This window comes from Streptomyces corynorhini, assembly GCF_003346515.1.
Taxonomy (GTDB): Bacteria; Actinomycetota; Actinomycetes; order Streptomycetales; family Streptomycetaceae; genus Streptomyces; species Streptomyces corynorhini.
This window is the reverse complement of sequence record NZ_QQNA01000155.1, coordinates 1-25,331: the sequence shown is the minus strand read 5'-3', so window position 1 is coordinate 25,331 and position 25,331 is coordinate 1. Positions and strand designations below refer to the sequence as shown.

27 protein-coding genes and 1 tRNA gene are annotated in these 25,331 nt (G+C 67.7%); 13 read left to right on the top strand and 15 right to left on the bottom strand.

The features are described from left to right. From DVH02_RS19795 to DVH02_RS19770, 6 genes are all read right to left on the bottom strand, one after another. Positions 1–437: MFS transporter (locus DVH02_RS19795; protein WP_147286088.1), on the bottom strand; the 437-nt coding region annotated here is incomplete at its 3' end. Further along, positions 434–1,108 carry a GntR family transcriptional regulator gene (locus DVH02_RS19790; RefSeq protein WP_114625165.1) on the bottom strand — a complete coding sequence of 225 codons (675 nt, stop codon included), beginning with the start codon at positions 1,106–1,108 and terminating at the stop codon, positions 434–436. The genes DVH02_RS19795 and DVH02_RS19790, both read right to left, overlap by 4 nt. A 274-nt stretch (positions 1,109–1,382) precedes the next feature. Continuing rightward, a complete protein-coding gene (locus tag DVH02_RS19785; protein WP_114625161.1) occupies positions 1,383–2,315 on the bottom strand; it encodes an NADP-dependent oxidoreductase in 933 nt (310 codons plus the stop codon). 116 nt (positions 2,316–2,431) lie between these two features. Beyond that, complete coding sequence (locus DVH02_RS19780; protein WP_114625160.1) at positions 2,432–2,803, bottom strand: MerR family transcriptional regulator; 372 nt, start codon at positions 2,801–2,803, stop codon at positions 2,432–2,434. Between the two features lie 305 nt (positions 2,804–3,108). Continuing rightward, complete coding sequence (locus DVH02_RS19775) at positions 3,109–3,657, bottom strand: hypothetical protein (protein WP_233518333.1); 549 nt, start codon at positions 3,655–3,657, stop codon at positions 3,109–3,111. A 172-nt stretch (positions 3,658–3,829) separates the two neighbouring features. Further along, positions 3,830–4,024, bottom strand: coding sequence for a hypothetical protein (locus tag DVH02_RS19770; RefSeq protein ID WP_114625158.1), 195 nt, complete (start codon positions 4,022–4,024; stop codon positions 3,830–3,832). A gap of 430 nt (positions 4,025–4,454) precedes the next feature. On the opposite strand from DVH02_RS19770, the gene DVH02_RS19765 reads away from it, so the two are divergent. Then, a complete protein-coding gene (locus DVH02_RS19765) occupies positions 4,455–5,378 on the top strand; it encodes an FkbM family methyltransferase (protein ID WP_114625157.1) in 924 nt (307 codons plus the stop codon). A 259-nt stretch (positions 5,379–5,637) separates the two neighbouring features. Here DVH02_RS19765 and DVH02_RS19760 read toward each other — a convergent pair whose 3' ends face one another. The 3 genes from DVH02_RS19760 to DVH02_RS19750 are packed head-to-tail and all read right to left on the bottom strand — an operon-like array spanning position 5,638 to position 6,963. Continuing rightward, complete coding sequence (locus DVH02_RS19760) at positions 5,638–6,018, bottom strand: hypothetical protein (RefSeq protein ID WP_114625156.1); 381 nt, start codon at positions 6,016–6,018, stop codon at positions 5,638–5,640. Then, positions 6,015–6,746, bottom strand: a complete 732-nt coding sequence (locus DVH02_RS19755; protein WP_114625155.1) for a GntR family transcriptional regulator — start codon at positions 6,744–6,746, stop codon at positions 6,015–6,017. Before DVH02_RS19755 ends, DVH02_RS19760 begins: the two co-directional genes overlap by 4 nt. Further along, a complete protein-coding gene (locus tag DVH02_RS19750; RefSeq protein ID WP_114625154.1) occupies positions 6,739–6,963 on the bottom strand; it encodes a hypothetical protein in 225 nt (74 codons plus the stop codon). The genes DVH02_RS19755 and DVH02_RS19750 overlap by 8 nt, the downstream gene beginning before the upstream one ends. Before the next feature lie 673 nt (positions 6,964–7,636). Here DVH02_RS19750 and DVH02_RS19740 point away from each other — a divergent pair. Beyond that, positions 7,637–8,392 (top strand): GntR family transcriptional regulator, encoded by a 756-nt coding sequence (locus DVH02_RS19740; RefSeq protein WP_114625152.1) that lies wholly within the window; start codon positions 7,637–7,639, stop codon positions 8,390–8,392. Positions 8,393–8,574: 182 nt separating this feature from the next. On the opposite strand, the gene DVH02_RS19735 is transcribed toward DVH02_RS19740, so the two are convergent. From DVH02_RS19735 to DVH02_RS19725, 3 genes are all read right to left on the bottom strand, one after another. Continuing rightward, positions 8,575–9,750 (bottom strand): hypothetical protein, encoded by a 1,176-nt coding sequence (locus tag DVH02_RS19735; protein ID WP_114625151.1) that lies wholly within the window; start codon positions 9,748–9,750, stop codon positions 8,575–8,577. 236 nt (positions 9,751–9,986) lie between these two features. After that, the gene (locus DVH02_RS19730) at positions 9,987–10,757 is read right to left on the bottom strand and encodes a glycosyltransferase family 2 protein (protein WP_114625164.1); all 771 of its coding nucleotides are present in this window, start codon (positions 10,755–10,757) and stop codon (positions 9,987–9,989) included. Further along, a complete protein-coding gene (locus tag DVH02_RS19725) occupies positions 10,754–11,542 on the bottom strand; it encodes a GntR family transcriptional regulator (RefSeq protein WP_114625150.1) in 789 nt (262 codons plus the stop codon). The genes DVH02_RS19730 and DVH02_RS19725 overlap by 4 nt, the downstream gene beginning before the upstream one ends. A 223-nt stretch (positions 11,543–11,765) precedes the next feature. On the opposite strand from DVH02_RS19725, the gene DVH02_RS19720 reads away from it, so the two are divergent. The 11 genes from DVH02_RS19720 (at position 11,766) to DVH02_RS19670 (ending at position 23,681) form a co-directional block, all read left to right on the top strand. Further along, the gene (locus DVH02_RS19720) at positions 11,766–12,065 is read left to right on the top strand and encodes a hypothetical protein (RefSeq protein ID WP_147286087.1); all 300 of its coding nucleotides are present in this window, start codon (positions 11,766–11,768) and stop codon (positions 12,063–12,065) included. Then, on the top strand, positions 12,062–13,036 hold the full coding sequence (locus tag DVH02_RS19715; RefSeq protein WP_114625148.1) for a DUF2637 domain-containing protein: 975 nt from the start codon (positions 12,062–12,064) through the stop codon (positions 13,034–13,036). The genes DVH02_RS19720 and DVH02_RS19715 overlap by 4 nt, the downstream gene beginning before the upstream one ends. Before the next feature lie 95 nt (positions 13,037–13,131). Further along, complete coding sequence (locus DVH02_RS19710; protein WP_114625147.1) at positions 13,132–15,315, top strand: cell division protein FtsK; 2,184 nt, start codon at positions 13,132–13,134, stop codon at positions 15,313–15,315. A gap of 141 nt (positions 15,316–15,456) precedes the next feature. Continuing rightward, positions 15,457–15,711 carry a hypothetical protein gene (locus tag DVH02_RS19705; protein WP_114625146.1) on the top strand — a complete coding sequence of 85 codons (255 nt, stop codon included), beginning with the start codon at positions 15,457–15,459 and terminating at the stop codon, positions 15,709–15,711. Between the two features lie 44 nt (positions 15,712–15,755). Further along, a complete protein-coding gene (locus DVH02_RS19700) occupies positions 15,756–15,950 on the top strand; it encodes a hypothetical protein (protein ID WP_114625145.1) in 195 nt (64 codons plus the stop codon). Positions 15,951–15,995: 45 nt separating this feature from the next. Then, positions 15,996–16,250 (top strand): hypothetical protein, encoded by a 255-nt coding sequence (locus DVH02_RS19695; protein ID WP_114625144.1) that lies wholly within the window; start codon positions 15,996–15,998, stop codon positions 16,248–16,250. 101 nt (positions 16,251–16,351) lie between these two features. Next, on the top strand, positions 16,352–16,735 hold the full coding sequence (locus tag DVH02_RS19690; RefSeq protein ID WP_114625143.1) for a hypothetical protein: 384 nt from the start codon (positions 16,352–16,354) through the stop codon (positions 16,733–16,735). Positions 16,736–16,927: 192 nt separating this feature from the next. Further along, positions 16,928–18,898 (top strand): YfjI family protein, encoded by a 1,971-nt coding sequence (locus DVH02_RS19685; RefSeq protein WP_114625142.1) that lies wholly within the window; start codon positions 16,928–16,930, stop codon positions 18,896–18,898. Between the two features lie 238 nt (positions 18,899–19,136). Continuing rightward, positions 19,137–19,328: a helix-turn-helix transcriptional regulator gene (locus DVH02_RS19680; protein WP_267899064.1), complete on the top strand. Its 192-nt coding sequence runs from the start codon at positions 19,137–19,139 to the stop codon at positions 19,326–19,328. 14 nt (positions 19,329–19,342) lie between these two features. Further along, the gene (locus DVH02_RS19675) at positions 19,343–20,746 is read left to right on the top strand and encodes a tyrosine-type recombinase/integrase (RefSeq protein WP_114625162.1); all 1,404 of its coding nucleotides are present in this window, start codon (positions 19,343–19,345) and stop codon (positions 20,744–20,746) included. Between the two features lie 1,189 nt (positions 20,747–21,935). Further along, entirely contained in the window at positions 21,936–23,681 is a 1,746-nt protein-coding gene (locus DVH02_RS19670; protein WP_158575912.1) for an AAA family ATPase, read from the top strand. Between the two features lie 405 nt (positions 23,682–24,086). Here DVH02_RS19670 and DVH02_RS19665 read toward each other — a convergent pair. From DVH02_RS19665 to DVH02_RS19655, 3 genes are all read right to left on the bottom strand, one after another. Next, positions 24,087–24,173: transfer RNA gene (locus DVH02_RS19665), tRNA-Ser, on the bottom strand. 138 nt (positions 24,174–24,311) lie between these two features. Then, positions 24,312–24,824 (bottom strand): hypothetical protein, encoded by a 513-nt coding sequence (locus DVH02_RS19660; RefSeq protein ID WP_114625140.1) that lies wholly within the window; start codon positions 24,822–24,824, stop codon positions 24,312–24,314. A gap of 133 nt (positions 24,825–24,957) precedes the next feature. Beyond that, positions 24,958–25,331: S1C family serine protease (locus DVH02_RS19655; protein ID WP_114625139.1), on the bottom strand; the 374-nt coding region annotated here is incomplete at its 5' end.

Sequence of the window (25,331 nt, the reverse complement as noted above, 5' to 3'; positions counted from 1 at the left end):
ATCATCGGCCCGCGGCGGGCCGGGAACCAGCGGGTGCCGAGCCGCAGCACGCTGATGAACGTCATCGCGTCGCCGCAGCCGAGCAGCGCGCGGGAGGCGAGGGCGGTGCCGTACGAGGGGGAGAAGGCGAAGCCCAGCTGTCCGATGGTGAACAGGATCACGCCCAGCGTGAGCACCTTCTTGGTGCCGAGCCGGTCGACCATCAGGCCGACGGGTATTTGCATGCCCGCGTACACGAGCAGCTGGAGTATGGAGAAGGTCGACAGGGCCGAGGCGTTGACATGAAACCGGTCGGCGGCGTCGAGACCGGCCACCCCCAGGCTCGTACGGAAGATGACGGCGACGAAGTAGACGGCGACGCCGATGCCCCAGACCCAGGTGGCGCGACGGCCGCCGGGCGGATCGCCGGGCAGGGTGACGGAGGCGGCACCGCTCACCGGGCTTCCCCCCTGACCAGCACCTTGACCCGGCTGACATGGCTGCGCACACAGGCGGCGGCGCGGTCGGCGTCGCCCGCTCTGATGGCTTCGAGCATCTCGGCGTGCTCGGTGACGTTCTTGGCGATACGGTCCGGATGCGCCTCCAGCACGGCGACCCCCATCCGCAGCTGCCGGTCCCTGAGCTGGTCGTACAGCTTGAGCAGGATCTGGTTACCGGCGTTGCGCACGATCTCGGCGTGGAAGCTGCGGTCACTCACGGCCACCGCCGCGAGATCCCCTTCCTCGGCCCGGCGGCGCTGCTCCTCCAGCCGCTCCTCCAGGCGGGCGATCAGCGCGGCGGACGCGGGCACCGCCTTGCGTACGGCGAACTCCTCCACCAGCAGCCGCGTCTCGACGACATCCGCGATCTCCTGCGCGGAAACGGCCAGCACGAGGGCGCCCTTCTTCGGGTAGAGCTTGATCAGCCCCTCGACCTCCAGCTTGAGCAGCGCCTCGCGCACCGGGGTACGCGACACCCCGACCGCCTCCGCCAACTCCCCTTCGGTGAGCAGGGTGCCGCCCTCGTAACGGCGGTCGAGCACCGCTTCCTTGATGTGGCTGTAGACCCGCTCGGCGGCGGGTGGCGGTTTCACGGGGACGACGGACGCGGGCGCGGGCGCGGATGGCATGCGCACAGCTTAGATACAAGACAGGTGCAACAGAATGCCCGTCCATCATCCGGACGCCCCCGTGCGTCAGCCCGGAACACCGGCCCACCGCCCGTCCCGGCTCCCCGGGCCCTCTCGTGTGGATCAAGCCGGGCTCGGGGACCCCGGCGCCGCGCCTCGCAGCGTTGTGGTCACGCGATCCACGGCACCAGCCCCCTCCCCGACCCGACCCGACCTGACCCGACCTGACCCGGCCCGACCCGACCTGACCCGGCCCGACCCAAACGAAGGACCCTCAGGCCGTCCCGGTCATGTCGATGACGACCTTGCCGAGGGCGTGGCCGTGCTCCACGAGGGCGAGGGCGTCGGCCGCCTGGGACAAGGGATAGGTCTTGCCGACCTGAGGGTCGAGACGCCCCTGGACCATGAGCGCGGCGGCGCGCTCCAGGTCGGACCGGTCCACCCGGCGGCGCACCATCTCGCCACCGAGTTCGGACACCGTCGGGTCGGTGACGGACACCACCTTCCCGGCCTCGCGCGACAGCGGCGCCACGGCGCGCAGGGACGCGCCGCCGACGAGGTCCACCACACCGTCGACACCGTCAGGCGCGAGGCCGCGCACCTGGTCGGCGACATCGCCGTCGGTGTAGTCGACGAACGTCACGCCGACCGCCTCGGCGAGCGCCCGCTTGGCGGCGCCGCCCGTACCGATGACGTGCAGGCCGCGGTCGCGGGCGACCTGCGCGGTCACCAGCCCGACGCCTCCTCCGACCCCGTTGACCAGGACGGTCGCGCCGACGGGCAGGTCGAGCTGGTCCACCGCGTTGAGGGCGGACGTGACCGCCACGGGAATGGTGGCCGCCCAGTCGTCACGCAGCCCGTCGGGCTTGCGCGCGGTGTTGGCCGCGTCCAGAACCGTGGTCCTCGCGTAGGTCCCGGCCCCGGCGAGCGAGCACCCGAACACGGCGTCGCCCACGTCGAGCCCCTCGACCTCGGCCCCCACGGCCAGCACGACACCGGCGGCTTCCGCCCCCAGGACGTGCGGAAACGGCCGATCGCCGTAGAACTGCGGCATGGCACCGGCGCGCAGCTTGAAATCAAGGGGATTGACGCTCGCGACCGTCACCCGCACCAGCACCTCCGCAGGCCCCGGAACCGGATCCGGCCGGTCGAAGAACATCTGCACCTGAGGCCCGCCGAACTCGCGGAACCCGAACGCTTCACTCACTGTCATCTCCTGGAGCACATCCCACGGACACCGACGCCCCACGGCGTCAGCACCCTCCGATGACTCCAGAGGCTAGAACCTCACACCAGTGTCATATGCAAGTCCCGACCACCGTGTCAGGGCGCGGTGGAGCTGAGACAGTCGTGGCGGGGGTTGACCGCAGCGTCGATCACCACGTCAAGGCGGCCACGCACGGTGACCAGATCGGAGATCCGCTGCTCCACCCGCCGACGCTCGCCCATCAGAAACTCCACCAGCTCCGCGGTGGCCTCGCCCGCCTCCACAGAGGGCAGCACCTCACGGATGGCCTTGCTGGAGAGCCCGGCACCATAGAACAACTGAATGAGCCGAACCCGGTCCACGGCACTCTCCTCGTACTGCCGATGCCCGGCGGGCGTCCGCGTCGAGACGAGCAACCGCTGCTGCTCGTAGTACCGAAGCACCCGAACACTGACCCCCGCCGCCGCGGCCACGTCGCCGATCCGCATGGCCCACTCCCTCCTCCACCCTCCAACGAACACGCCCCTACCACCCTGGCACAGCCGCGCCGGGACAGAAGAGCCCGCGCGTCGCAAGAACCCCAGAAGGGGCGCCTCCACCAGGAGACGCCCCTTCTGACCTGCTGCGGTGGGTGTGGGATTTGAACCCACGGTGACATCGCTGCCACGACGGTTTTCAAGAGGATCCAGCGCCCGGCTCCGGCACTCCGACGACCAGCGCGAACGCCCGGTTACGGGCCGATCCGCCGCCCCGTGGGGGACGACTGGGGGACGTCGGATTCGGGGGACGGATCTCAGCCGGTCGACCCGTCGCCGTCGCGACGAGCGGCCGGCAGGAGTAGGTCCCGTTCGGGGTGAATCTCGCCGGTCACCCGGCCCCGGACTCCGAGATCCACCCGGGCCGCCTCATGAAAGGCGTTGATCTGCCGGAAGGCGTCACGGTTCAGGTCCCGCCACTCTTCCAGCGTGCCCGTGGTTCTCCCGGTCGCCTGCCAGTCGATCGCGCGGACCCTGGCATGCAGTTCGTGGGCCGCCTCCACCACCTCGTCGCCACCGAGCAGCATCACTTGCTCGAAAGCGCGCCCACGCAGCCGCTCCCCCTCGGCCAGGTCGGTGCTCAGTTCTCTCTCGGAGCGCTCGCTCCGCCGTAACCTCTCTCGGTGCTCGTAGAGCTGCACAGCGAGGAAGATTCCGGCCCGTACGTGGTCGACGTAGCCGCCGTAGGCGTCAAGCTTCCGGTTGTCCCACCGGGTCACCAACTCGCGCTGATGCCGACTGCGTTCCATCACGTAGTTGGTCAAGTGCGTCGTCAGCGCGCCCAGCAACACCGCTGCAACGGTCACCAGTTGCTCGCCGGTCCCCAACTCGTCCCCCAGTCCACCGAGTCATCTAGATCTCTGGAGAATCCTAGGAGCAGGACGGCCTCAGGCCCAGGTGGCAATCCAGCTACGGGTGAACCCTGGGCGGGAGAACGTGGTGGTGCACCTCCGCGGCGGCTCCGGAGTCGGCTCCTCGCTACAGCTGGTTGACCACAAACACAATCAGCGCGATCAGGAGCGTTACTCCGGCAATGGCCACCAGCAGAGGCGTAGCAAGCGGAGGATGCCTGTACGCCACGTACAGAAGTACGACGAAGGCAGAGGCAAGCACGATGAGTAGCAGAAGTAGCACGAGCATCCGAATGGTGTGCTGCGGGTCGATCGGGTTCATCTGGCTTCTCTCCGAATCAGGGCATACGGCAGCCGCATGCGAGGGGATGGGAGTCGGTGCCCAGTACCGAGTGACAGGTCCGGGGGTTCGACGTGGGCCACTATCGGGAGAGCGGGGGTTAGCCACGCAAGCTCGCCGAGAGCGGTTCTGTCTCGGCTCCACCGGGCGGCGCCACCCGGCGTTGGCCTGGCACCAGACTCGCCAGCGAACGACTTCCATTCAATGGATCTGACCTGCGGCTATCCGGTATTTCTGCCACCCGGCAGCCTTGAATGGACGGCGCATCCACGCTATGAAGCGCGCGGCAGCCGGGCCTTGGACGGGTGCCCTTACACCGGCGCCCGCATAGCCACGCAACCCTGAAGTGAGCATCGCGAGCGCCTCTCGGCAGGGCTACGGTTTACGCGGACCCGGCGGAGAGGCCAGTCGGATGCTCAGTCGCAGCTCAGATCTATTGATCACCCTCGGGAGGGGCTACATACGAGACGCCCCCGGGGCCCTCGGCAAGGCCGCCTTGGCCGGGCGGTACTTGAACCCGCGGCTCCGTGAACGCCCACGGCGGCGGGTTGCCCGGTCCCGGTTCGACGCCCGATTCGCCGTCGACACACAGGATCTGATCCAGCGGTACCTGTACATGTTCGGTGTGTGGGAACCGCACATGACGCGGTGGCTTCAGGGCCGGCTGAAGCCTGGGGACACGTTCGTCGACGTCGGCGCGAACATCGGGTACTACAGCGTGCTGGCGGCCGGGCTGGTCGGGGCCGAGGGCCGGGTCGTGGCGATCGAAGCTTCGCCCGCATTCCATCAGAGGCTGCTGCAACACACGCAACTCAACGGCTGCGACAACGTCCGAGCGGTCAATGGCGCCGTCTCCGACAGCCGGAAGACCTTGACGTTCGTGTTGGCCAGCTCGGCGAACATGGGGGCCAACAGCATCGTCCCGTACGACGGGCCGGCCGAGTCGTCGTTCGACATCGAGGCACTCCCGCTGCCCGAGCTGCTCACGGCCGAGGAAATCGCGAGCGCCCGCATGATCAAGATCGACGTCGAGGGGGCCGAGGGGCCGGTCGTACGGGGGATGGTGCCCCTGCTCGACAAGCTGCGGCCGGACGCCGAGATCACGGTCGAGGTGACCCCCGACCGGATGGCGCTGCTCGGCGACTCCGCCGAGGAGTTGCTGCGGACCATGCGGGACCACGGTTTCCACGTCTACCGGCTCGCCAATGACTACGCGCCCGAGAGCTACCCGGCGGCGATCCGGAACAAGGCCGTGGTACCCGTGCGGTGGCGGGGGCCGCTCGATGGCGAGAGCGATCTGATCTTCTCCCGGATCGACGCGGAGACGCTCTCCTGACGTACGCACCACGCGACTGCGGGCCGGCACCCTCATATGGAGGGTGCCGGTCCGCAGTCAGCAGGGCGACGCTGTCACCAGCGGATGGGGTCCAGCGTTCCGCCGGCGCAGACCGGGCAGGCGACTCGATACGTGCCGAGGCAGGTAGCACAGCCCGTGAAGCCGAAGCAGTCGGGGCACCAGACGACCCGATGTCCGATACAACATCCGCAATGGGTGGCGGGGCGACGGCTCTCCGGTGGTGTCTGAGCCGCGGCGGTCATACCGCCGTCTCCGCAGGTAGCTCAGGACCGCCATCCTGGTCATCGTCATCGTCCGACACCGACAACCGCGCCCCACGGCTCTCCGCCACCCGCAGCATGTCCCCGAGCGCCTCCATCACCCGCGCCAGCGCACGTCGGAGGTCACTCACGTCCGCCTTGCGCTCGGCGAGAATGGCGGCGGCATCGTCCAGGACCTCCGCCGCCACGCCGGTCTGTGCTTCCTCCACGTCGTCGGCGAGCCGGGACATCATGCTGCCGCGACCGTCGGTGCTCAGGAAGCAGGGGTTCCCCTCAGGACTGGACCACGGCAGCAGCCGAAGGGAGTTGACGCGTAACGGCGTCGGCGCCGGAGCGCTGTCGTCCTGATGGCCGGTCATCCCGTCGCCTCCAACTCGTCGGCCGCAGAACAGCCCGTGTGCAGAATCTCGCTGCGATCACCCGGCAGCACGAGGAGCGCCCCCTCCACCACGCGCCCGCCAGAGTCGGTAGAGACCCGTTCCACCGCGAGCACCGGCGACCGCCGGGTGATGTGCAACAGCTGCGCCTCGTCGCCCGTGGGGAACCGGGCCGTGACGCGCTCGGTCGTGGCCGCCGCCCGTACCCCGGCCGCCATCAGCAGATCTCGCACGTCGTCGCCCCACGGCGAGACCTCGCTCCTGTCGACCGCACCGAGCCGCGCCACGGCGTACGGCACGTATACCCGGGCCAGGCTGCGTGGCGAGGCACCCTGGTGGCCAATGAATGCGTACTCCGTGAGCGGGCTGCCAACCCGTACCGCCAGAAGCAGCGCCAACCGGCCGTCGGCCTTCACCGTGTTCCGGTCGTGGCTGACACTGAGACCGACGCTGACAGCCGCGTTGGCCGAGCGCTCACTGGCGTACGTGAGGCGCTGCCCGGGACGGCGGACGAAGTTGCCGGCGCCGTGGCGCTTCTCCACCAGCCCCTCGCTCTGGAGAACCTCCAGGGCGTTGCGCAGAGTCGGGGTACTGACCCGGTAGCGCGCGGCGAGTTCCTGCTCGGCCGGCAACCGCTCGCCGACCGGCCACGTACCCGCCGCGATCAGTCGGCGGAGGTCGTCCGCGATGTGGTGGTAGCGGTTACCCATGCGTCCGCTCCTCTCCTTCTACCTCGCCGGTACCGCCGGAGACGGCGACAGCCCGCAGATGGCAGGCGCACACGCACGCCTCGTAGACGATCGGCACGTCAGCCGGCGGAGCCTTGGGTTCCGCCTCTCCGCACTCGTGCGTGCCGATGCGGCAGGGAAGCGAGTAGTACGGCACCGCCGCAGCGATGGAGGGCAGTTGTCGGTGGCGGATGGACATCACAGAACCTCCGCGACATCGAAGTGCGGACGGACCAGAAGCGCGCGGCGGCGCGGGGTGCGCCACAGATGCGCGCGTTCCTCGCTGGTCAGTACGTACGGACGGACGAGAAGGTTGTCCTCCCCCCGGAGTGGCTCCGCGTGCTTGGGGTATCTCGGCGACCGAGCCGCGGAAGACAAGGGCCTGTTGAGAACATCCACTGCGGCCCGGTGCCTGGCGCGTCGCCGACGATGACGCGAAGGTGGAACGAGCTGCTGTCTAGTCCACTCAGCAGCCCACCGGATAAAGTCGAACACGCTGATCAGCTCCCTATAGCTGATGGCTGTGCCCCCGGACGCCGCTGGCTGTCGCGGGGGCATTTTCGCTGACTGCGGCCCATGCGATGCGGCCCCCGGCGCTGGTGACGACCAACCCAAACCAGTCGGCCGTCTCCCACACCGATAAAAGCTCCTGCCAGGAATCGGCCCTGCTCACGACCGATTCCGGTACCTCCGTCTCCACACACAGGTGGCCGGAGTGATCCAGCACCCGTGGAGTGAGCCCGGCGTCGGAGAGACGTGCGGCCATCCGGTCAGCACGAATTCGAGGTGAGGACACACGGCCTCCGTCGCCACGGGATCACTTTACGTGAAGCTAGTTAACTAGATTAGAGCTAGTGGACTAGATTTTCCATATGCGAGAGCAACCGCCCTACCTCCGGATCGCCGACGTGCTGCGGCAGCGCATCGCCGATCAGGAGTGGACGCCGGGAGACCGGCTCCCGTCCCGTGCTCAGCTCGCACAGGAGTGCGAGGTGGGAGAGAACGTCGTCCGCCGCGCGCAGGAGCTGCTCATCTCGCTGGGCGTCCTCGAAGGGCGTACGGGATCCGGTACCTACGTGGCCGAGCCGCGCGAGCGGCTGCGCATGGTCCGCTCGCAGTACCGCGAGCAGCGCGGCGGCTCGCCGTTCCGCGCAGACATGGCGTCACTCGGTAAGCGGGGCGCGTGGGAGAGCCGTACGGACGCGAAGGTTCCAGCCCCGGCCGGCATCGCCGCGCGGCTCGGCGTCGCCGAGGGGGATCTCTGTGTCCGTACGGCGTACGAGTTCTTGGTCGACGGCAAGCCGGTCCAGGTGTCGACCAGCTGGGAGCCGTACGACCTCACGTCGGGCACGCTCATCGTGCTCCCCGAGGGCGGTCCGCACGCTGGCGCGGGAGTCGTTGACCGTATGGCCGAGATCGGCATCACGGTCAGCCACGTCGTGGAACAGCCCGAGCCCGGACAAGCCAACGCCGAGGAGGCAACGCTCCTCGGCGTACAGCGCGGCGCGCTCGTGACGCGCATCCGGCGGACGTACTACAGCGACGAATCGCGACCTGTCGAGACGGCGGACATCGTCATCCCGGCGGCGAGCTGCGAGGTCGTCTACGAGGTTCCGGTCCGTAGCTGATCCGGCTCGCTTCAGCTCAACCGACGAAGTGAAGGCGCCGAACTCGACAAAGGGAGCAGTCGGCAGTGAAGCCCTGCTGATTCCTACGCTTGATGAGTACGGGATCCTGGCGCGCAGTCACCTGGGAATCGACTGGAAGAAGGGCCCTGCATCCCGATGCTGTCCGGAATGCCTCCGGGGCTCTACAGCGTCTCCGCGAATGGTTCGAACATCGGCTGAAAGGAGGCGTCCTCCTCGCCGAGGACTCCTGGAAGGAAGCCATCGGGGACCGTGCGTGCGGCGGCGGCGCGGAGACGGACCAGAACGTCCCGCTCGGTGGCCGGGGGGAGCCGAAGGGCGGCGAGCAGGTGGTTGCGGACTACCGAGTGGTCCGGGTGATCGTCGAGGTAATCGGAGTTGGGGGCAGGAGGACGAATATCTGCCAGGGCGTCGTGCCAGGACGGAAGGACGATAGCGAGGGTCAGGGCCTCGGCCAGGGACTCGGCGATCAAGGAGGCACCGCCCTCTGAGTCGGTGTAAAGGACGGGTCGGAAGCCGCCAGGGACAGCCGGGCCGCAGAGGTAGTGGGTGCCGCCTGCGTTACAGCCGGCGATGGGCTCCACCGGCAGGCTGTTGGGCAAGGTGATCGCCTCGATCGGATCAGTGCGGACGATGTCGAACTCGCCATCACAGGCCAGATAAGAGGCGACCTCGGGATGGTCGGCGATCCTGAGGAGCAGGGCCGCATCTGAGAAAACGGCCGGGTTCAGAGCCGCAGCGAGTGCAGGAGTGAGGGGAAGCCCGGCCAGCACGTGGCGGATCGCATCGAGGGGAACGGGACGTTCGTAGTAATCCTCGAAATAGCTCTGGACAGCCTCGGGGGAGCGGTCGGCGAGAACACGAAAGAGAAAGTCGGAACCGTCCGGGTCCTCGCTGCCCGGAGGGAAGGTGATAGCCGAACCAGTGCGCCAGGCCGTATCGCCGGTCTCCCGCCATAGGCATGCTGTGACACGAGGAGCGTCGATGCCCTCGTCGCAGAAGGCGGATTGGTGGAGGAGTGACCGCAGTGCGCCGGGCACTTCGTCGATGACGCCGGGCCAGACCTGCTCATCGTCCGTTCCGTACGGGCTCATCGCCGACTCGTGGTCGAAGCCGCGTATAAGCACACCAGCGGGGGTGAAGATGACAGAGAAGTCATCTCCGGAGCCGTTCTCCATCAGGGCTACCTCTTCATCAGGGCCCCAGGCCGTATCGAAGATGTGGCAGCAGAACCGCGGATCGTCGGCGATGGTGTCGTCCAGAACAGCCAACGCGCGCAGATAGGTGCGGAGTTCGACGGGGCGCGGGAGGCGGGCGGCGATTTCGTGCACAGTACTCATGACGTCATGGAAGCACCCGCCACTGACAGTGGATGTCCTGGATCAACCTCACGAGATGTATTTCCGAAGGAGGCATCTCCGCATCGGATATATCCGCACCGACGTCTCGTTAGGCACGTCTCTACAGCCTGATCAGACGACTGGCCACGTACTCAAATCGATAGAACTCCCGTTCGGATCCCAGATCGCGCAGCGGAAGAGGCGACATGAGGGAGTTCGTCGAACTCCGGACGGGTTCAGCCCTTGACCGGGTAACTCCACCCCAACCCCGACAAAGCCCGCGCCCGCGCCTCCACCACGGCCATCCGCGCGTCCCGCTCCGCCGGGTCGACGTGAGCGGCCTGGCCGGTCGCCTGGCCGGGCCACTTGCGGTAGAGGAGCCCCACCTCGGGGGTGAACCAGCCGCGGCTGACCGCGTCCAGCGCGAGCAGCAGCCCGGTGTCCTCCGAGGCCGGCAGCGCCATCCAGCCCCCGAGCGCGAGCACCAGCTCGCGGCGTGCGAAGAGGGTCGCCGGGTGGACCGGGGCGCGGTAGTCGTTGGCCGACCAGTACGCCAGCACCGCGCCGCTCGCGAGGGGCCCCGCGTCGGGGTCGCCCGGGAAACCGGCCGTGGAGCCGTCCGGCAGCAGGTCCAGTACGCGCGACGTCGCCCATCCGATCGTGCGGTCGGCTTCGAGCGCGGCCAGGTCCCGGGTCAGCGCGCCCGCCGACAACTGGTCGTCGGCGTCCAGGACCTTCACGTACTCGCCGTCCGCGTGCGCGAGCGCGAGCGTACGGGCGGTCCCCGGGCCGCCCGGGCGACCCTGATGGAAGGTGACGCGCGGATCGTCGGGCACATGCGGCGCGACCTCGTCGCTCCGGCCGTCCTCCTGGATCAGCCAGTGCCACTCCCACCCCTCCGGCAACTCCTGCGCGCAGAGCGACTTGTACGCGTCCGGCAGGAAGTGGGCGGAGGGCGCGTGCACGGCGGTAATGACGATGATGCGCCTGCTGCTCACGGCACTCACCACCTTTCCAGGGGAGTGACGAAGAGCATTTCCGTACGGTCACCGGGGAGCGTGACGTCGGACATCTCCACGACGCGGTCGTTGAGGTCGAACGAGGTCTTCCGGAGCAGGAGGACAGAGGTGCCGGGCGGTAGCTCAAGCTCCTCCGCCTCTTCCGGCGTCGGTGGCCGTGCGGTGACGCGCTCCTCGATACGGTCCAGCTCGATCCCGACCGAGAGCAGTTGGCTCTGAGTACCGCCCGGCCAGGGTTCGTTGGCCGCGTCCAGGAGGTCGGGGTTCGACTCGACCAGCGCGCGGACCAGATACGAGGTGACCAGCGCGAACGGCGCGGTCTCGGCCGCGTACCGCGTCCGGTAGGTGCGCTCCACCAGGGCGCTTCCCTCAGGGACGCCGAGCGCCTCGGCGATCTCCTTGTCCGCCTCGGTCTCGCGGTACAACGCGTGGAAGACGAGATCGTTGACGCCGAGGCCGGTGTCATGCTCGGTGGAGCCCGTCTCCAGCCGCTTGGCTTCCGGCTCGCGCGCCCGGTCCTTCTCCCACTGGTGCCGGTCGTTGGTGCGCAGCACCCTCGTACGGGCTCGGCGGACGAAGTTGCCGCGGCCGTGCTGCTTCTCGACCAGCCCCTCGTCCTGGAGCACGCGGAGCGCGTCCCGGATGGTGGGGACGCTCCGGCGGTACCGCTCCGCGAGCTTCGTCTCCGAGGGCAGGCGGTCGCCAGGCTTCAGTTCGCCTGCGCGGATGGACTCCCGTAGCTCGTCCGCGATCCGCTCGTATGCCTTGGCCATGCGTGCTCACCGTCCTCTTCGTGCGACGGCGCCAGCATACGACTCCTAAAGAGGTCTTGACGACTTGGAGAGCGGTGGGCCATAGTGGGCAACTCCTAAAGAGGAGTTGAGGACAAGACCTCTTGAGGAGTTACTTCGAGTCGTCCGCGGCGGTCGACGGGTCACACGATGCCCGCCGCGCGCCGGCTCGCCCCCGCCCCATCCAGCCCCCCAGGAGAGACCCGTGCGTATGCGTATGTACGAGCCGGATCCCCACGCGCCGGAGCCCGAGGACTTCCGGGCCCTGTTCCTCGGTGAGTACGGCGAGTCGGCCGAGGAGCGCCGCATCCGCGAGGCAGCGGCCCACGACGTGCTGACTGAGCTGATCGAGGAAGGCGAGAGCGACGAGATCACGCGCCTGAACGCCGCCTATGCGGCTCAGCTCAGCAACCGCAACGTCGTACTGATGACGACGCGCCCGGCCGCCGCCGAGGCGCCCGCGCCGGGCCGTACCTCGGCGGACGCGGAGGGAAAAGCCGCGTGAGCACCGTTTCGACCACCCCCGGAACCACGGCGCCCCCGTCGCTCAGCACGGCGGAGAAAGCTTTCCTCGGCGCCGTGCTCCCCGCCGGGGCCGGTGTCGGCAGCCTCGGCCTGATCGCCTCGTTCGACTCCGTCTCCTCGGCCGCGAGCAGCTGGGGATTCACCGAAGCGTGGATGCTGCCGGTCGGCATCGACATCGCCATCCCGGTCTTCACCGCCGCCAATCTGCTGCTGATCAGGCTCGGCATGCCGTTGGCGTGGGTGCGCTTCGTGCCGTGGGCGCTCACCCTCGTCACCTGCTGGCTGAACGTCGCGGCGGGAACGTCGGTCTCGGCGAAGGTCGCCCATGGCGCCATGCCGCTGCTGTGGGTCGTGCTCAGCGAGATCGCCGCCCACGTGTACGCCGTACGGATCGGGGTCGCGACCGGCGCCCGGATGGAACGCATCCGCCGCTCGCGCTGGCTCTTCGCGCCGCTCACGACGCTCATGCTCTGGCGCCGGATGGTGTTGTGGGAGACCACCGACTATCGCGAGGCGCTGGCGTTGGAGCGGCAACGGCTCATGGTCCGGGCCGAGTTGCGCGAGAGCTACGGCCGTGCATGGCGGCGGAGCGCGCCGCGTCGTGATCTCGTCCTGCTGAAACTGGGCGAACTCGTACCGGAGGGATGTCTCCCGACCGACACGACCGACGCCGACGACACGCCCCGGGCCGACTCCGCAACCGTGGGTCGGGGCACGGCGGAGAAATACCGCCCGCGTCTCACCTGGGACGCGGCGATCGCCAAGGCCCGCGAGGAGACGGCGAGCTGGCCGTACGAACGCCTGGACGCGGAGCCGATCCGCAAGGCCGTCGGCTGTAGCCAGGGCCGGTCGCGGCAGCTGCGGGACGCGCTGAGGGCCGAGCGTCGCCCTGTCCGTCCTGCCGCGCCGCCGCCCGGAACCGGACTTGAACCGGCACGCCCCGCCGACTGAGGCGAAGAACCCACCACGAACTGAGGCCCGGCCGCTGCTTTGGCGGGTAGGGCCGGGCCTCAGCTCTCTCCATCCCTCTCAGGAAGGAAGTGCCAGTGAAGCACGGAGATAACGACGATCAGGAGCGCGAACTCTTCGCGCGCTTCGAGAAGGAGTTGGCTGCCGCCTCCGGCGATTCCCCGCGTGACAAGGCCAATGCCAAGACCCCGACCGCGTCGACCGAGTCGGCCGACCCTGCCGCGACGCTCACGGTCGACCGCCCCGGCGGACCGTCCGGCCCCGGGCTGCTGGATCGGGTGCGGGGCGCCAAGCGCCGGGCGGTCATCCCCGCATGGGCCACGTCCCGCTCCGAGTTCCGGGCCGCCGGCCTCGGGGTCGCTACGTACGCCTGGCACGTCACCGCGTACCACGCGGTCCGCACGCCCTGGTACACCTTCCGTCTCGCACTCCAGTCGCCGCGCGGAGCAGCCCGCTTCGTCGGCGGCTCGCTAAGCTGGCTGGTCGACGCCGAGGGGGAGCCGTTCCGGCAGTCGGCCGCCGCGAACGACGACATCGAGGACTACCTGAAGCTCTCGCGGCAGCGCGACCGCCGGGTGCGGTGGCGCGCGGTCGTCGCCGTCGCCGCCTCGGTCGTGGGGGTGTCCAGCAGCCTCGCCCTGTACGTGCTCGCCCCCGGCTGGCTGCTGACGCTGAGCGGCGCGGTCGCGGGTCTGGCACTGGGCCGGCTGGGACAGCCGACCGACAACCCGGTGATCCACCGGGCCGTGGAAATCCCCAAGGCGACCAAGCTGACCGGCGACATCGTGGTGCGCGCGCTCGGCTCCCTCGGTCTCGCGGCGATCAATCAGGCACAGTCGAAGGGCGGCCCGGGGTTCACCTTCACCGCCCCCATCACCCGGGACGGCCCGGGGTGGCTGGCCGTGGGCGATCTGCCGTACGGCGTCACGGTGACCGACGTCGCCGACCGCCGCGACAAGCTCGCTTCCGGTCTGCGCCGCCCGCTGGGGTGCGTATGGCCCGAGGCCGTACCCGACGAACACACCGGACGCCTGCGCCTGTGGGTCGGCGACCAGGACCTGTCGCAGACCGGCCAGGAGCCGTGGCCGCTCGCGAAGTCCGGGAGCACCGATCTCTTCAAGCCGGTGTCGTGGGGCACCGACCAGCGCGGCCGGTGGGTCGGCGTGACGCTGATGTTCATCGCCGGTGTGATCGGCGCGATTCCGCGGATGGGCAAGACGTTCCTGCTGCGCCTGCTGCTGCTCGTCGCCGCGCTGGACGTACGCGCCGAGTTGCACACGTACGACCTCAAGGGCACCGGCGATCTGGACGCCGTCGGCGACCGGGTCGGCTACCGGCACCGCGCCGGCGAGGAAGACGCGGACATCGAGTACGCCATTGCCGATCTGCGCGAACTCCAGGGCGAGTTGAGGCGACGCGCGAAGGTGATCCGGTCGCTGCCGAGGGACATCTGCCCGGAGTCGAAGGTGACCACCGAACTCGCCTCGAAGCGCTCCCTCGGCCTGCACCCGATCGTCGTCGGCGTCGACGAGTGCCAGGTCTGGTTCGAACACCCCAAGTATGGGGGCGAGTTCAAGGACATCTGCACCGACCTGGTGAAGCGCGGACCGGCCACCGGAATCGTGCTGCTGCTCGCCACGCAGCGACCGGACAAGGACAGCATCCCGACGGCGATCAGCGCCAACGCCTCGGCCCGCTGGTGCCTCAAGGTCATGGGGCAGGTGGAGAACGACATGGTCCTCGGCACCGGCGCGTACAAGCGCGGCGTACGGGCGAGCATGTTCGCCTGGGGCGACAAGGGCATCTGCTACTTCCTCGGCGAGGGGGCCGACGCCCGTATCGTCCGCTCGGCCTTCATCGACGCCGTACAGGCCGACGTCATCGCGCTCCGCGCGCGGGCGCTGCGGGAGCGCGCCGGCACCCTCGCCGGACACGCGCTCGGCGAGCAGCCGGAGACGGATCCGGCCGCGTCGTACGACCTGCTCGCCGATCTCCGCGCGGCGATCCCCTCCGACAAGCCGAAGCTCTGGAACGAGTCCGTTGTCCCGCGCCTCGCGGAACTCCGCCCGGACGTCTACGGCGGCTGGACGCCGGAACAACTCACCAGCGCGCTCAAGCCGTACGGCATCCGCACCGCGCAGGTGTGGGGCACGACGGAGGACGGCCGGGGCGCCAACCGGCGCGGTATCAAGCGCGCGGATGTGCTGACGGCGCTCGCGGAACGTGACGGAAAGCACGACGGAACGGCCGACGCGGCATAGCCGCACGGGGTGCCGGACCTAGCAGGAACCCGCGCTAGGTCTAGCACCCCCGCTAGCTGCCAGAACCACATCTGACCAGGCAACTAGCTCCTAGCGGCCTGCCTCGCTCATGCCCTGTTCCCCGCCCTGGAAGGGGTTTCGATGCCCTCCCTGCTCTCTGCTGTGCCGATCCTGATCGTTCTCACGCTCTGCTACGCGCTGCTGTGTGCGGCGAGCCCGTACGGCACCTGCCGCAAGTGCGAGGGATGGGGACACGCCATCGTCCGCGCCCGGCGCTCGGGGCGGCTGAAGCGGGGCAGGCAGTGCCGCCGCTGCTCGGGGTACGGGACGCGGCTGCGCGTCGGCCGGCGCCTCTACAACGGCGTCACGCGGCTCCACCACGACGGCACCCGCTGACACCCACACTCCATCCATCCACACCGTTCGAGGGGACCAGCCACATGCTCTTGACGATCTCCGCACTCGCGCTCTTCGGGCTCTTCCTGCTGCTGCTTCTGCGCTTCAAGGCGCTCGGAGTTGGGGCCGCCGTCGTCGCCGTGCTCTTCGGCTTCTACCTCGCCCGGACCGGAGCCGCCGAGTCCATCGACCAGATCATGACCGCGCTCGGGAGCGCCATCCGCGACATAGGCAACTGACTCAACCAGCGTCCGCACCCACACTCACCGAGAGGAACCCCACCCATGTCCGAGCAGCACGAGACCACCACCCCGCCCCGTATCTCGCTGATGGCCGCGGCCGAACTCCGCGACGCTCTCCGGGCGCTCGGTGAGGGACGCGGCCCCGCCGCCATCGCGTCCCTGATGGCCATCGACGCCGACTCCTGGGAAGCGGTCGAGCAGCGCCTCGCCGCCATCGTCGGTAACGACCTCCGGGCACTCCTTCTGTCGGCTGCCGGCGGCACCACCGATACGGAAGCGGCCAAGTTCCTCGGCTGACGGCCCCCTGTGCGGCCTCATCTCCGCAGCTCCGTAAGCGAAGTTGGGTCCGCGCGGAGGACCGGACAGCCCGGCCGTACCCCGACCCCGGAGGACCGCCCGTGCACACCACCCACACCCACCACCACCACGTCACCGCAACCACCGCCTACGAGGACGCCCCGAGCATCGTCACAGAGATCGCCTGGGTGACCCGCGCCACGACAGACCGCTTCCTCGGCCAGAAGCCGGACCGCGAGTTCTGGCTCCGCAAGGCGGCTGTCCTGGACCGCATCGCGATCGAGGAGTCCGCCTTGTACGCCCCGGAGGTCGCCGCCGCCGCGGTGTCGACCTCGGTCCTGGCCGCACGGCGGTTGGTCGAGGCGGACGTGACGTACTCCGGGCTGAGCCTCAAGGGCTCCGAGCTGGTCACCGACGACGACCACCGCGACTACGTCCGGCGCGCGTACCGGCAGTGGCTCCTCGCCCTGACCGACCAGCACTGACTTCGCCCGGGGCAGCGGTCGACGGGTCAAAGAAGCCCGCTGCCCCGGTTCCTCCCCCATCCCATCCACGGAATCAGGAGGTGCCACAAGCATGCACCACGTCCGCGCTCACCACCGTGCGGTTGCCCGTTTGTCGGATCGCGGCACCGCTCGCCGGATCAGCGCCACTCCTCGTACGCGAGGGACCGTCCGATGAACGCCGACTCCCCCACACCCGACACCGGCACCGCACCTCCCAACGACCAGGACGCCGAGCAGGCGGCCCTCGGCGCGATGCTGCTGTCGCGCGATGCGATCAGCGCCGTCAGCGCCATCGTCGCCCCGGACGACTACTACCGTCCCGCGCACGCGACCATCCACGCCGCGATCGCTCAGATGCACGCGACGGGCCATCCTGCAGACCCCATCACCCTCGCCGTCCGTCTCCGCGACGCCGGGGACCTCCACCGTGTCGGCGGAGCGAGCTACCTGCACACCCTCGTCCAGGCGACACCCACGGCGGCGAACGGTCCGTACTACGCGCAGATCGTTGCTGATACGGCCAAGCAGCGCCGTCTCATCGAGACCGGTGTCCGCCTGATCGCCGAGAGCCGCCAGGGCACCACCGACGCGGCACAGATCGCCGCCCGCGCCACCACCGCGCTCACCACCATCCACGCCTCCGAGCAGTGGCCGGCGCCCGTCCCCCTCGGCACCCACGCCCCACTGCCCGTCTTCCCGGTCTCGGCGCTGACGCCGTGGATCGCCGAACACGTCGCGGCCGTAGCCGAGTTCACGCAGACACCACCCGATCTCGCCGCGACGATGGCCTTGGCCGCTGTCTCCACCGCGGCCGGCGGTCGCGTCCATCTGGAGATCCGGCCCGGGTGGCGCGAGCAAGCCAACCTCTACCTCGTCTGCGCGATGCCTCCCGCCTCCCGCAAGTCCGACGTCTTCGCGGCCATGACCGAACCGATCTACGACGTAGAGCGCCAGATGCAGGAGGAGTCCCGCGCCCGGATCATCGAGGCGGAGACCGAGAAAGAGGCCGCTCTCGCCGAGGCCGAGGGCCTCATGGCCAAGGCGCGCAAGCCCGGCGGCACGATCGACCGTACGGCGCTGGTCGCCGAGGCATCCGCCGCAAAGCTGCTCGCCGAGGAGATCCATGTACCTCCGCGACCGCGCCTGACGGTGTCCGGAGACATCACCCCGGAACCGCTCGCCCACCAACTCGCCCTCCACCGCTGCCTCGCGGCCCTGTCCCCCGAGGGCGACCTCTTCGACATCATCGCCGGCCGCTACAGCGCGAAGCCGAACCTCGGCGTCTTCCTCCAGGCACACAAGGGCGAACGCCTACAGACCGACCGCATCACGCGCGAGCAGCCGAGCGTGGACAAGCCCGCGCTGACCATCGGCGTCACGCCCCAGCCCGCCGTACTCCAGGACCTGGCCGGAGCCCCCGGCGCCCGCGACCGAGGACTCCTCGCACGCTTCCTGTACGCGCTGCCACCCTCCAACCTCGGCTACCGCCGCACCCGCACCACCCCGGTACCGGCGCCGGTAGCCCAGCGCTACCACGCCCGTCTGACCCACCTTCTCCGAACACTCTGCGCGCTGCCAGAGCCGGTCACGGTCCCGCTGACACCCACAGCAGACCGGGCGGTAGAAGCCCTACAAGACACCCTCGAAACATCGCTCCAGCCCGGCCAACCACTCGCCCACCTCCCCGACTGGGCGGGAAAACTGGTCGGCCATACGGCGCGGGTCGCGCTCCTGCTCCACCTCGCCGACCGGATCGCCGCCGAAACCTGGGGCCACCCCATCGGCGAAGACGTGATCACCAGGGCGTCGGCGATCACGGAGTACTACACCCAGCACGCCCTGGCCGTGTTCGACCTGATCGCCTCCGACCCGGCCACGGACGCGGCCCACACCATCCTGGAATGGCTCCGGCGCCCCAGGACGGACGGCACATGGCGTACGACGTTCAAACGCCGCGACGCGGTCGCCGCCTCCCGCCGCTTCCGCACGGTCGCCCAGGTGGAACCGGCACTCGCGCTCCTCGAAACGCACGGCTACCTCCGCACCGACACCCCGCCCCGAACCGGCCGCGCCGGCCACCCCGCCACGGCGACGTACCGCGTCCACCCCTCCCTCCAGGAGGAAAACGACGATGCCCGCTAACCGTCAGCAGCGTCAGCAAAACCCGCTGACCAGCAAGAACAACGGAAGACACAAGGTCAGCGGAAGTCAGCAAGGTATGCACAGGCCCACCGGATTCAAGCGGACGCTGCTGACAGCTGCTGACCCTCGTCAGCACCCCAAAACCCCTGGTCAGCGGATTCCGCTGACGCTGCTGACCCTGGCCACCGCCACCACACCCGCGTCACAGCTCCACCACGCACCGAGGGGATGGACCACCCTGCGCCGCGAACCCCACCTCAAGCTCGCCGATCTCCTGACCGAACTCGACATGTCCCGCGCCGCTTTCTACCGCATGCGCGCCCGAGGCAAGGGCCCTCGGTCCATCAAGCTCCCGAACGGCCAACTCCGCTTCCGTCGGTCCGACTTCGAGAAGTGGCTCAACGATCACGAGGAGGTACCCGCGTGCTGACCTTCGACGTGCGCATGTTCGCGATCGAGGTACGTCCCGACCGCCGGAAGCCTTTCCGGGTGCGGTGGCGCGTCAGCACCCGGAAGCACTCGGAGAGCTACGTACTCAAGGGCCAGGCGGACGGACGCAGGTCCGAGTTGATGGCCGCGCTCCAACGCGGCGAGCAGTTCGACACGGAGGAGGGGCTCCCGACATCGGAACTGCGGGTGCTCGACTCCGTCACCTGGTACCAACACGCTCAGGACTACGCGCGGATGAAATGGCCTCGCGCTGCGGCCAAGCACCGGGCGAGCATCGCGGACGCCTTGGCCACGGTGACACCCAAGCTCATCGCGGCCGGCGTACGCGGCTACCCGAAGCCGCTCGTACTCCGGGCCGCCCTGTACGCCTGGGCCTTTCGGTTGGTCCGCGACGACGAGGGCCAACTCGTACCGCGCTCGATAATGGAGACCCCACCGACCGAAATCACCCAAGCCCTGGCATGGATCACAAAGAACTCCCTCCCCATCGCCGAAGCCTCGAAGCCCGAACACCTACGCAAGGCACTCGGCGCGATCTCGGTCAAGCTCAACGGAAAGAACGCCGCCGAGAACACCACCAGGCGCAAGCGGATGATCCTCAACAACGCCTTCATGTACGCCATCGAGCGCGACCACTTGGCTGCGAACCCCCTCAAGCGCATCGACTGGCAGCCCCCGCCCACGGACGACGAAGTCGACTTCCGTTACGTCCCGAACCCCCAACTCGCCCGAGCCCTGATCATCGCCGTAAGGACCCAGAGCCCCCGCGGTGAACACCTTGAAGCGTTCTTCGGCTGCGTCTACTACGCGGCGATGCGACCGGGCGAAATCGCGGCGCTGAAGAACAGCGACTGCGTTCTTCCGGCCGATGAGAAGGACGAAGACGCATGGGGCGAACTCATCCTCGCCGAGAGCCACCCCGAAGTTGCCTCGGGCTGGACGGACGACGGCACCCCGTACGAGAGACGCGGCCTGAAGCGCCGAGCCCGCAAGGCAACCCGCTCGGTCCCCATCCCACCCGCGCTCGTACGGCTGCTCCAAGAGCACAAGAAGCGATACGGCGTCGCCGCTGACGGCCGACTCTTCCGCGCAGCCCACGGTGGCCGGGTCCGCTCCACCGAGTACTGCGAGGTATGGAAGAAAGCCCGAGCCCAGACCCTCACACCCGAGGACACCAAGACCCCCCTGGCCGAAGTCCCCTACTCACTCCGCCACGCGGGAATCTCTCTCTGGATCAAGGCCGGAGTAGAACCCCCAGAAGTAGCCCGCCGCGCCGGCCACAGCTTGGCCGTGATGTACAAGGTCTACGCCAAGATCCTCAGAGGCCGCCAAGCCCACGCCAACCAACTCATCGCGGCAGCGCTGCATGACGACGAAGATCGGCCCGAATCCAACTGATCTCCAAGGCACTCGAAGGGGGCCCACCGAATCGGTGGGCCCCCTTCGAGTGACCGTCACCATCTGATCCGTAGCTCCGCAGAGACCAGTCAACTGGGGTCATAGAGGCTACCTGAAGATCCCCGAGAGGCTGTGCGAGCCATGGTCGATTGCTGTGCTTCGCTGCTGTACGGGGGACGCGCGTACAGCAGCGAAGCGTGAAACCTGTGGCCTCGTATAGCCGGTCCTCAACTACCGTCGGCTGGGTCTTGCCAGTGCCAGGGCACCGTTGGAGGCAGCCAAGGAGCGCTGTCGCTCCGGTCAAGCGCCGGAGCCTCGCAGTCATCAGGTAAGGGGCTTCCGTCTATCACGGCCTCCAGGGTGAACTGGACATAACGCAGGTATCCGCGCACGTCGCGAATCTGACGCCCGCGATTACTTTGGCCGGTGCCTCGCCACCCGACGTCGTAGCCCAGCTGCACGAGGGTCCTGTACCGGGCACGAACGCGATCGTTGTCTATGGAGAGAAGGTCGGTTTGCATGCCTTGGCGGACCAAGCTGAGGGCCGCTATACATTGCTCACGAGCTCGGAGGCTCGACTGAGGTTCGTCCAGGGCGACGTCCGGCAATGACGGCAGCCATGAGTAAAGCTCTGCGAGCCGTTCCAGAAGCCGCTGTGCGGCCTCGGCGGAGCGCTGCTGCGTCCATTGCCGACGTGCTAACGCGCTGGTAGCAGCTTCTTGAGAAGCCGCAAGCTCAGCCTGGGCCGTGATCGTCCTTGCGGTTTGCCAGCGTGCCACGTGCACCGTGATGGCTCCGCCGGCCAACGTTCCTATGAGTGCACTGACAGTCTGGCCTGCCAGATCTCCCCAGTTGTTCATGCTTCCATCTTGGGCGCCCTACGTGCGTATCAAACGCTCACTGCCGTGCCTGGGGCGAGCTTGAGCCAAGTCGCGGGGTTGCTTCCCGGTTACGTCGGTCAGGTAGCCGCGACGGCAGAAGCATGGGGAGCCCGGCCTTCATCCTTGTGAGCTGTTGGCGGTCACCTGCGGTCATGGCGACTGCTGCACTTCGCTGCTTCACAGCACCCGCAACGGTGTGGCGCTCACCTCTTGCGCCTCGGTGCTGTTCCGACATTTCTGTAGCGCGCAGCGATCCAGGGCTATATGTTCAGAGAGGTGTGGCATTGAGGCTAATCACTGGGGGGATAGTGGCAAGCAGCAAGGTGGAGCGTGCGAATGAAGTTTCCAGAGTTCGAGTCTCGAAAGTAACCGCAGAAAGCTTCAGGGGAGTTCCGGGAAGGCTCGAAGTCTCCTTCCGTAACTCCAATGGAAAGCCGAGTTCCGCTCTCATCTTCGGCGACAACGGGTCGGGTAAGTCGTCCATAGTTGATGCCATCGAATGGGCATGCCAAAGGGCGGTGGGTCGAAATAAATCGGTGCGGGCAAATGCCGCACCTTCTCTTGTTAACCTAGCCGCAGGAGGCACGAAGTGTTCAGTCGAAGTGGAGCTTTCCGACGGTAGTTCGGCGAGGCGTTGGGCCACGTTCAACGAGGTTGGTGTGCAGGTATTCGGCGATCAGGTGCCCGATGCGTTTGCGCGGATTCCGATGAGCTTGAAGAGGGCGGATATCCTACGGTTCCTTGACACTCCGGCCATTAAGCGAGGTTCGATTTTTATCGATCACGCTTTGGGAGAGGATATTTCTTCGGTTCCGTCGCTGACGACAGATCAGCAAGCGGTTATCGATGAGCGCCACGAGACTAAGCGTTTGATGAGGGAGGCGGCTGCCGACCTCGCCAAGCTGATCGGAGTCGATCCCCCGCCGCGAGGTGCGAACGACATAGCAGAGATGATTTCCGTAGACGTTTACAAGAGACTCCCTGCAGCGGACAGGATTAGAGTCTCATTGCCGCGAGCAGTCCAGGCGAAAATGGAGGAAGTTAATAAGCATAAGGACCAGGTGTACGAGTTGAACCAACGCGCTAAGCGGCTCCGACTCCCGAGTACCGCCACTACAGAACGACTGCTTGCAATGCAAGCTCTTCTGAGCGAGGTCGGCGATTGGCTTACATCTGCCTTTCTTTCGGTGACAGGCGCTTCTCATGTGCGACGAGTGGAGCCAGCATTTGGCCAACTTAGTGACGTGTCGCTCGAAATTAACGTAACGCTTGCAGGTGAAATTTTTACAACGCCGCAGAAGGTTTTCAGCGAGGGGTATCAAGATTTGATCGCCCTTCTGTACTTTCTTGCGGTAGCTCGGGCGGCTGGCCGACAGGGACAGGCGAGGGTGCTAATCCTTGATGACGTGCTGCAGAGCGTAGACGCAAACATCAGGGTTTCGCTAATGGAGATGGTGGTTAGAGAATTTAAGGACTGGCAGTTGTTGGTCACCGTTCATGACCGACTTTGGCGCAGTCAGCTCCGTGACATCTTTCAGCGCACCGGCCATCCCGTTATGGAGATTGAGATCAGGAATTGGGATTTTGGCGGCGGGCCACATGTTTTGTCGGCTGGCGTGGATCCTGCGGATTCATTGTGGGCCGCTTTGGATTTGTCGGACCCTTTCGTGGTTTGCGGCGTCGCGGGACGACTTCTTGAACAGATCTGCGATCACCTCAGCTGGACACTGCCAAGCAGCGTAAAGCGCAAGCGCGGAGATGCATATACCCTCCATGACATGTGGCCGGGAATCATGAAGGAACTCAAAGGCACCTCATGCGCTCACCTATTGGCGAAAGTGGATACCTGGGTTCATCTACGGAACGCCGCGGGAGCGCACTACAATGAGTGGGCAGAAGGTGTCACTTGGGTGGAGGCCGAGTCATTCGGATTAGCCGTTCTTGAACTTTACGGACAGGTTCGCTGCGATTCTTGCAAACAGTGGGTGGAGCGGGCAGAGGGTAAACGGTTCGCCTGTCGCTGCTCAGGCATACGTATTGAGCCGCTCTCTTAGACCAGGCAGTCATATTGCGGAGCCGACTGGACCCACCCACGTCATACCCCTTTCTTCGGCATCAGGCGGCTGATCGCTATGAGCGCGGCACGGGCGCCGGCCGGGCTGGAGTGGGGCGGAGACAGAAGCGCAGGCCCGGCCGAGGGCCGGGCTGCGCGCGGGGAGCGGAGCGAGCCGCCTTGAACACTGTGAAGGAAGTTGTAACTCAGGCCCTGGTATCACTGAGCACATGGGCTCGGCCAGCCCGGTCCACCCCAAACACTGCCCCTTTCTGGGGGACGGCTGGGGGACGAATGCTGATCCCGCATGATCCACAAGCGAGACAGGGTGAGACAGGCCGAACGCAGAAGGGGTGCCCCGCACTGCGGGGAACCCCTTCTGACCTGCACCTACGCTGACCTGCTGCGGTGGGTGTGGGATTTGAACCCACGGTGACATCGCTGCCACGACGGTTTTCAAGACCGTTCCCTTAGGCCGCTCGGGCAACCCACCCACGCCCCGCCCACCTGCTGCGGAGCGGCTACAGCCTACCGGCCCCGGCTCCCCGGGGTGGCCTTTGGTCCGTCTCCGGGCCCGCAGGATCCGAAAACGGCCCGCGCCGCGGCAGCTCGGCAGGGGGGGGCGTGCGCCTCACAGTTTGCCGGTGATGACTCCACGCCAGGTCCACCCCGCGCCCAGGACGGTGTTTTGCAGCGGATCCTTCAGGTCGGAGCTGTCGACGCTGAACGTCTCGGTCGCCGCGCGGCCGGTGTCCTTGGCCTCGCCGAAAGTCCAGCGCTTCGAGACTGTCCGCGCCTGGCCGCGTTGAGTCTCGGCGGCGATGGCCAGCTTGGGCGTACCGCCGACCCACGAGACCTCGTACTGCTGGTCGAGCGAGCGGACTTCGTTCTTCTCGGGGACCAGGCGCATACGGACCTGGAACACTCGGCTGACCTGTGTGCGGACGAAGAAGGTCCGCCAGGCCGGTTCCATGACGCGCCACTCGGCCACCAGGTCAGCGCCCTCTTCACGGCCGTCCCGGATGATGTACGGGACGGCGGCGCTGTTGAGGCTCAGCAGGGCCTCGCGGACCTCGTCGGCGGATCGCGGGGCGGCGCCGCCGGTGGGGCGCCTGGTTCCGGTCAGCTTGTCGAAGAGTCCCATGACATCAATCTACGAGGGGTCGCGTCGGACGGTGCCCCGGCCGTGGCGACCCCCGACGCCGTCGATGCCGTCGATGCCGTCGATGCACGCGCCGGGCGGATCCGTTCGCGCGACGACCGCCCGGCAACGTGAGTCAGCTGTCGCCTTCGCGCTTGCCCAGGGTGACTTGGGTCGTGGACTCCTTGCCGCCGCGCTTGTAGGTGAGGGTGACCGTGTCACCGGGCTTGTGGGTCCAGATCTGGCCGATCAGGGTGGGGCCGCTGTCGATCGGGGTGTCGTTGAACTTCGTGATGACGTCGCCCGCCTTCAGGCCCGCCTTGGCCGCCGGGCCGTTCGGGGAGACCGCGGCTGCGCCGCCCTCGCCGTCGGGGGAGATGACGGCGCCTTCGCCCTCTTCGCTCATCGTGACCGTGGCACCGATCAGGGGGTAGACGGGCTTGCCCGTCTTGATGAGCTGTTCGGCGACGTTCTTCGCCTGGTTGATCGGGATGGCGAAGCCGAGGCCGA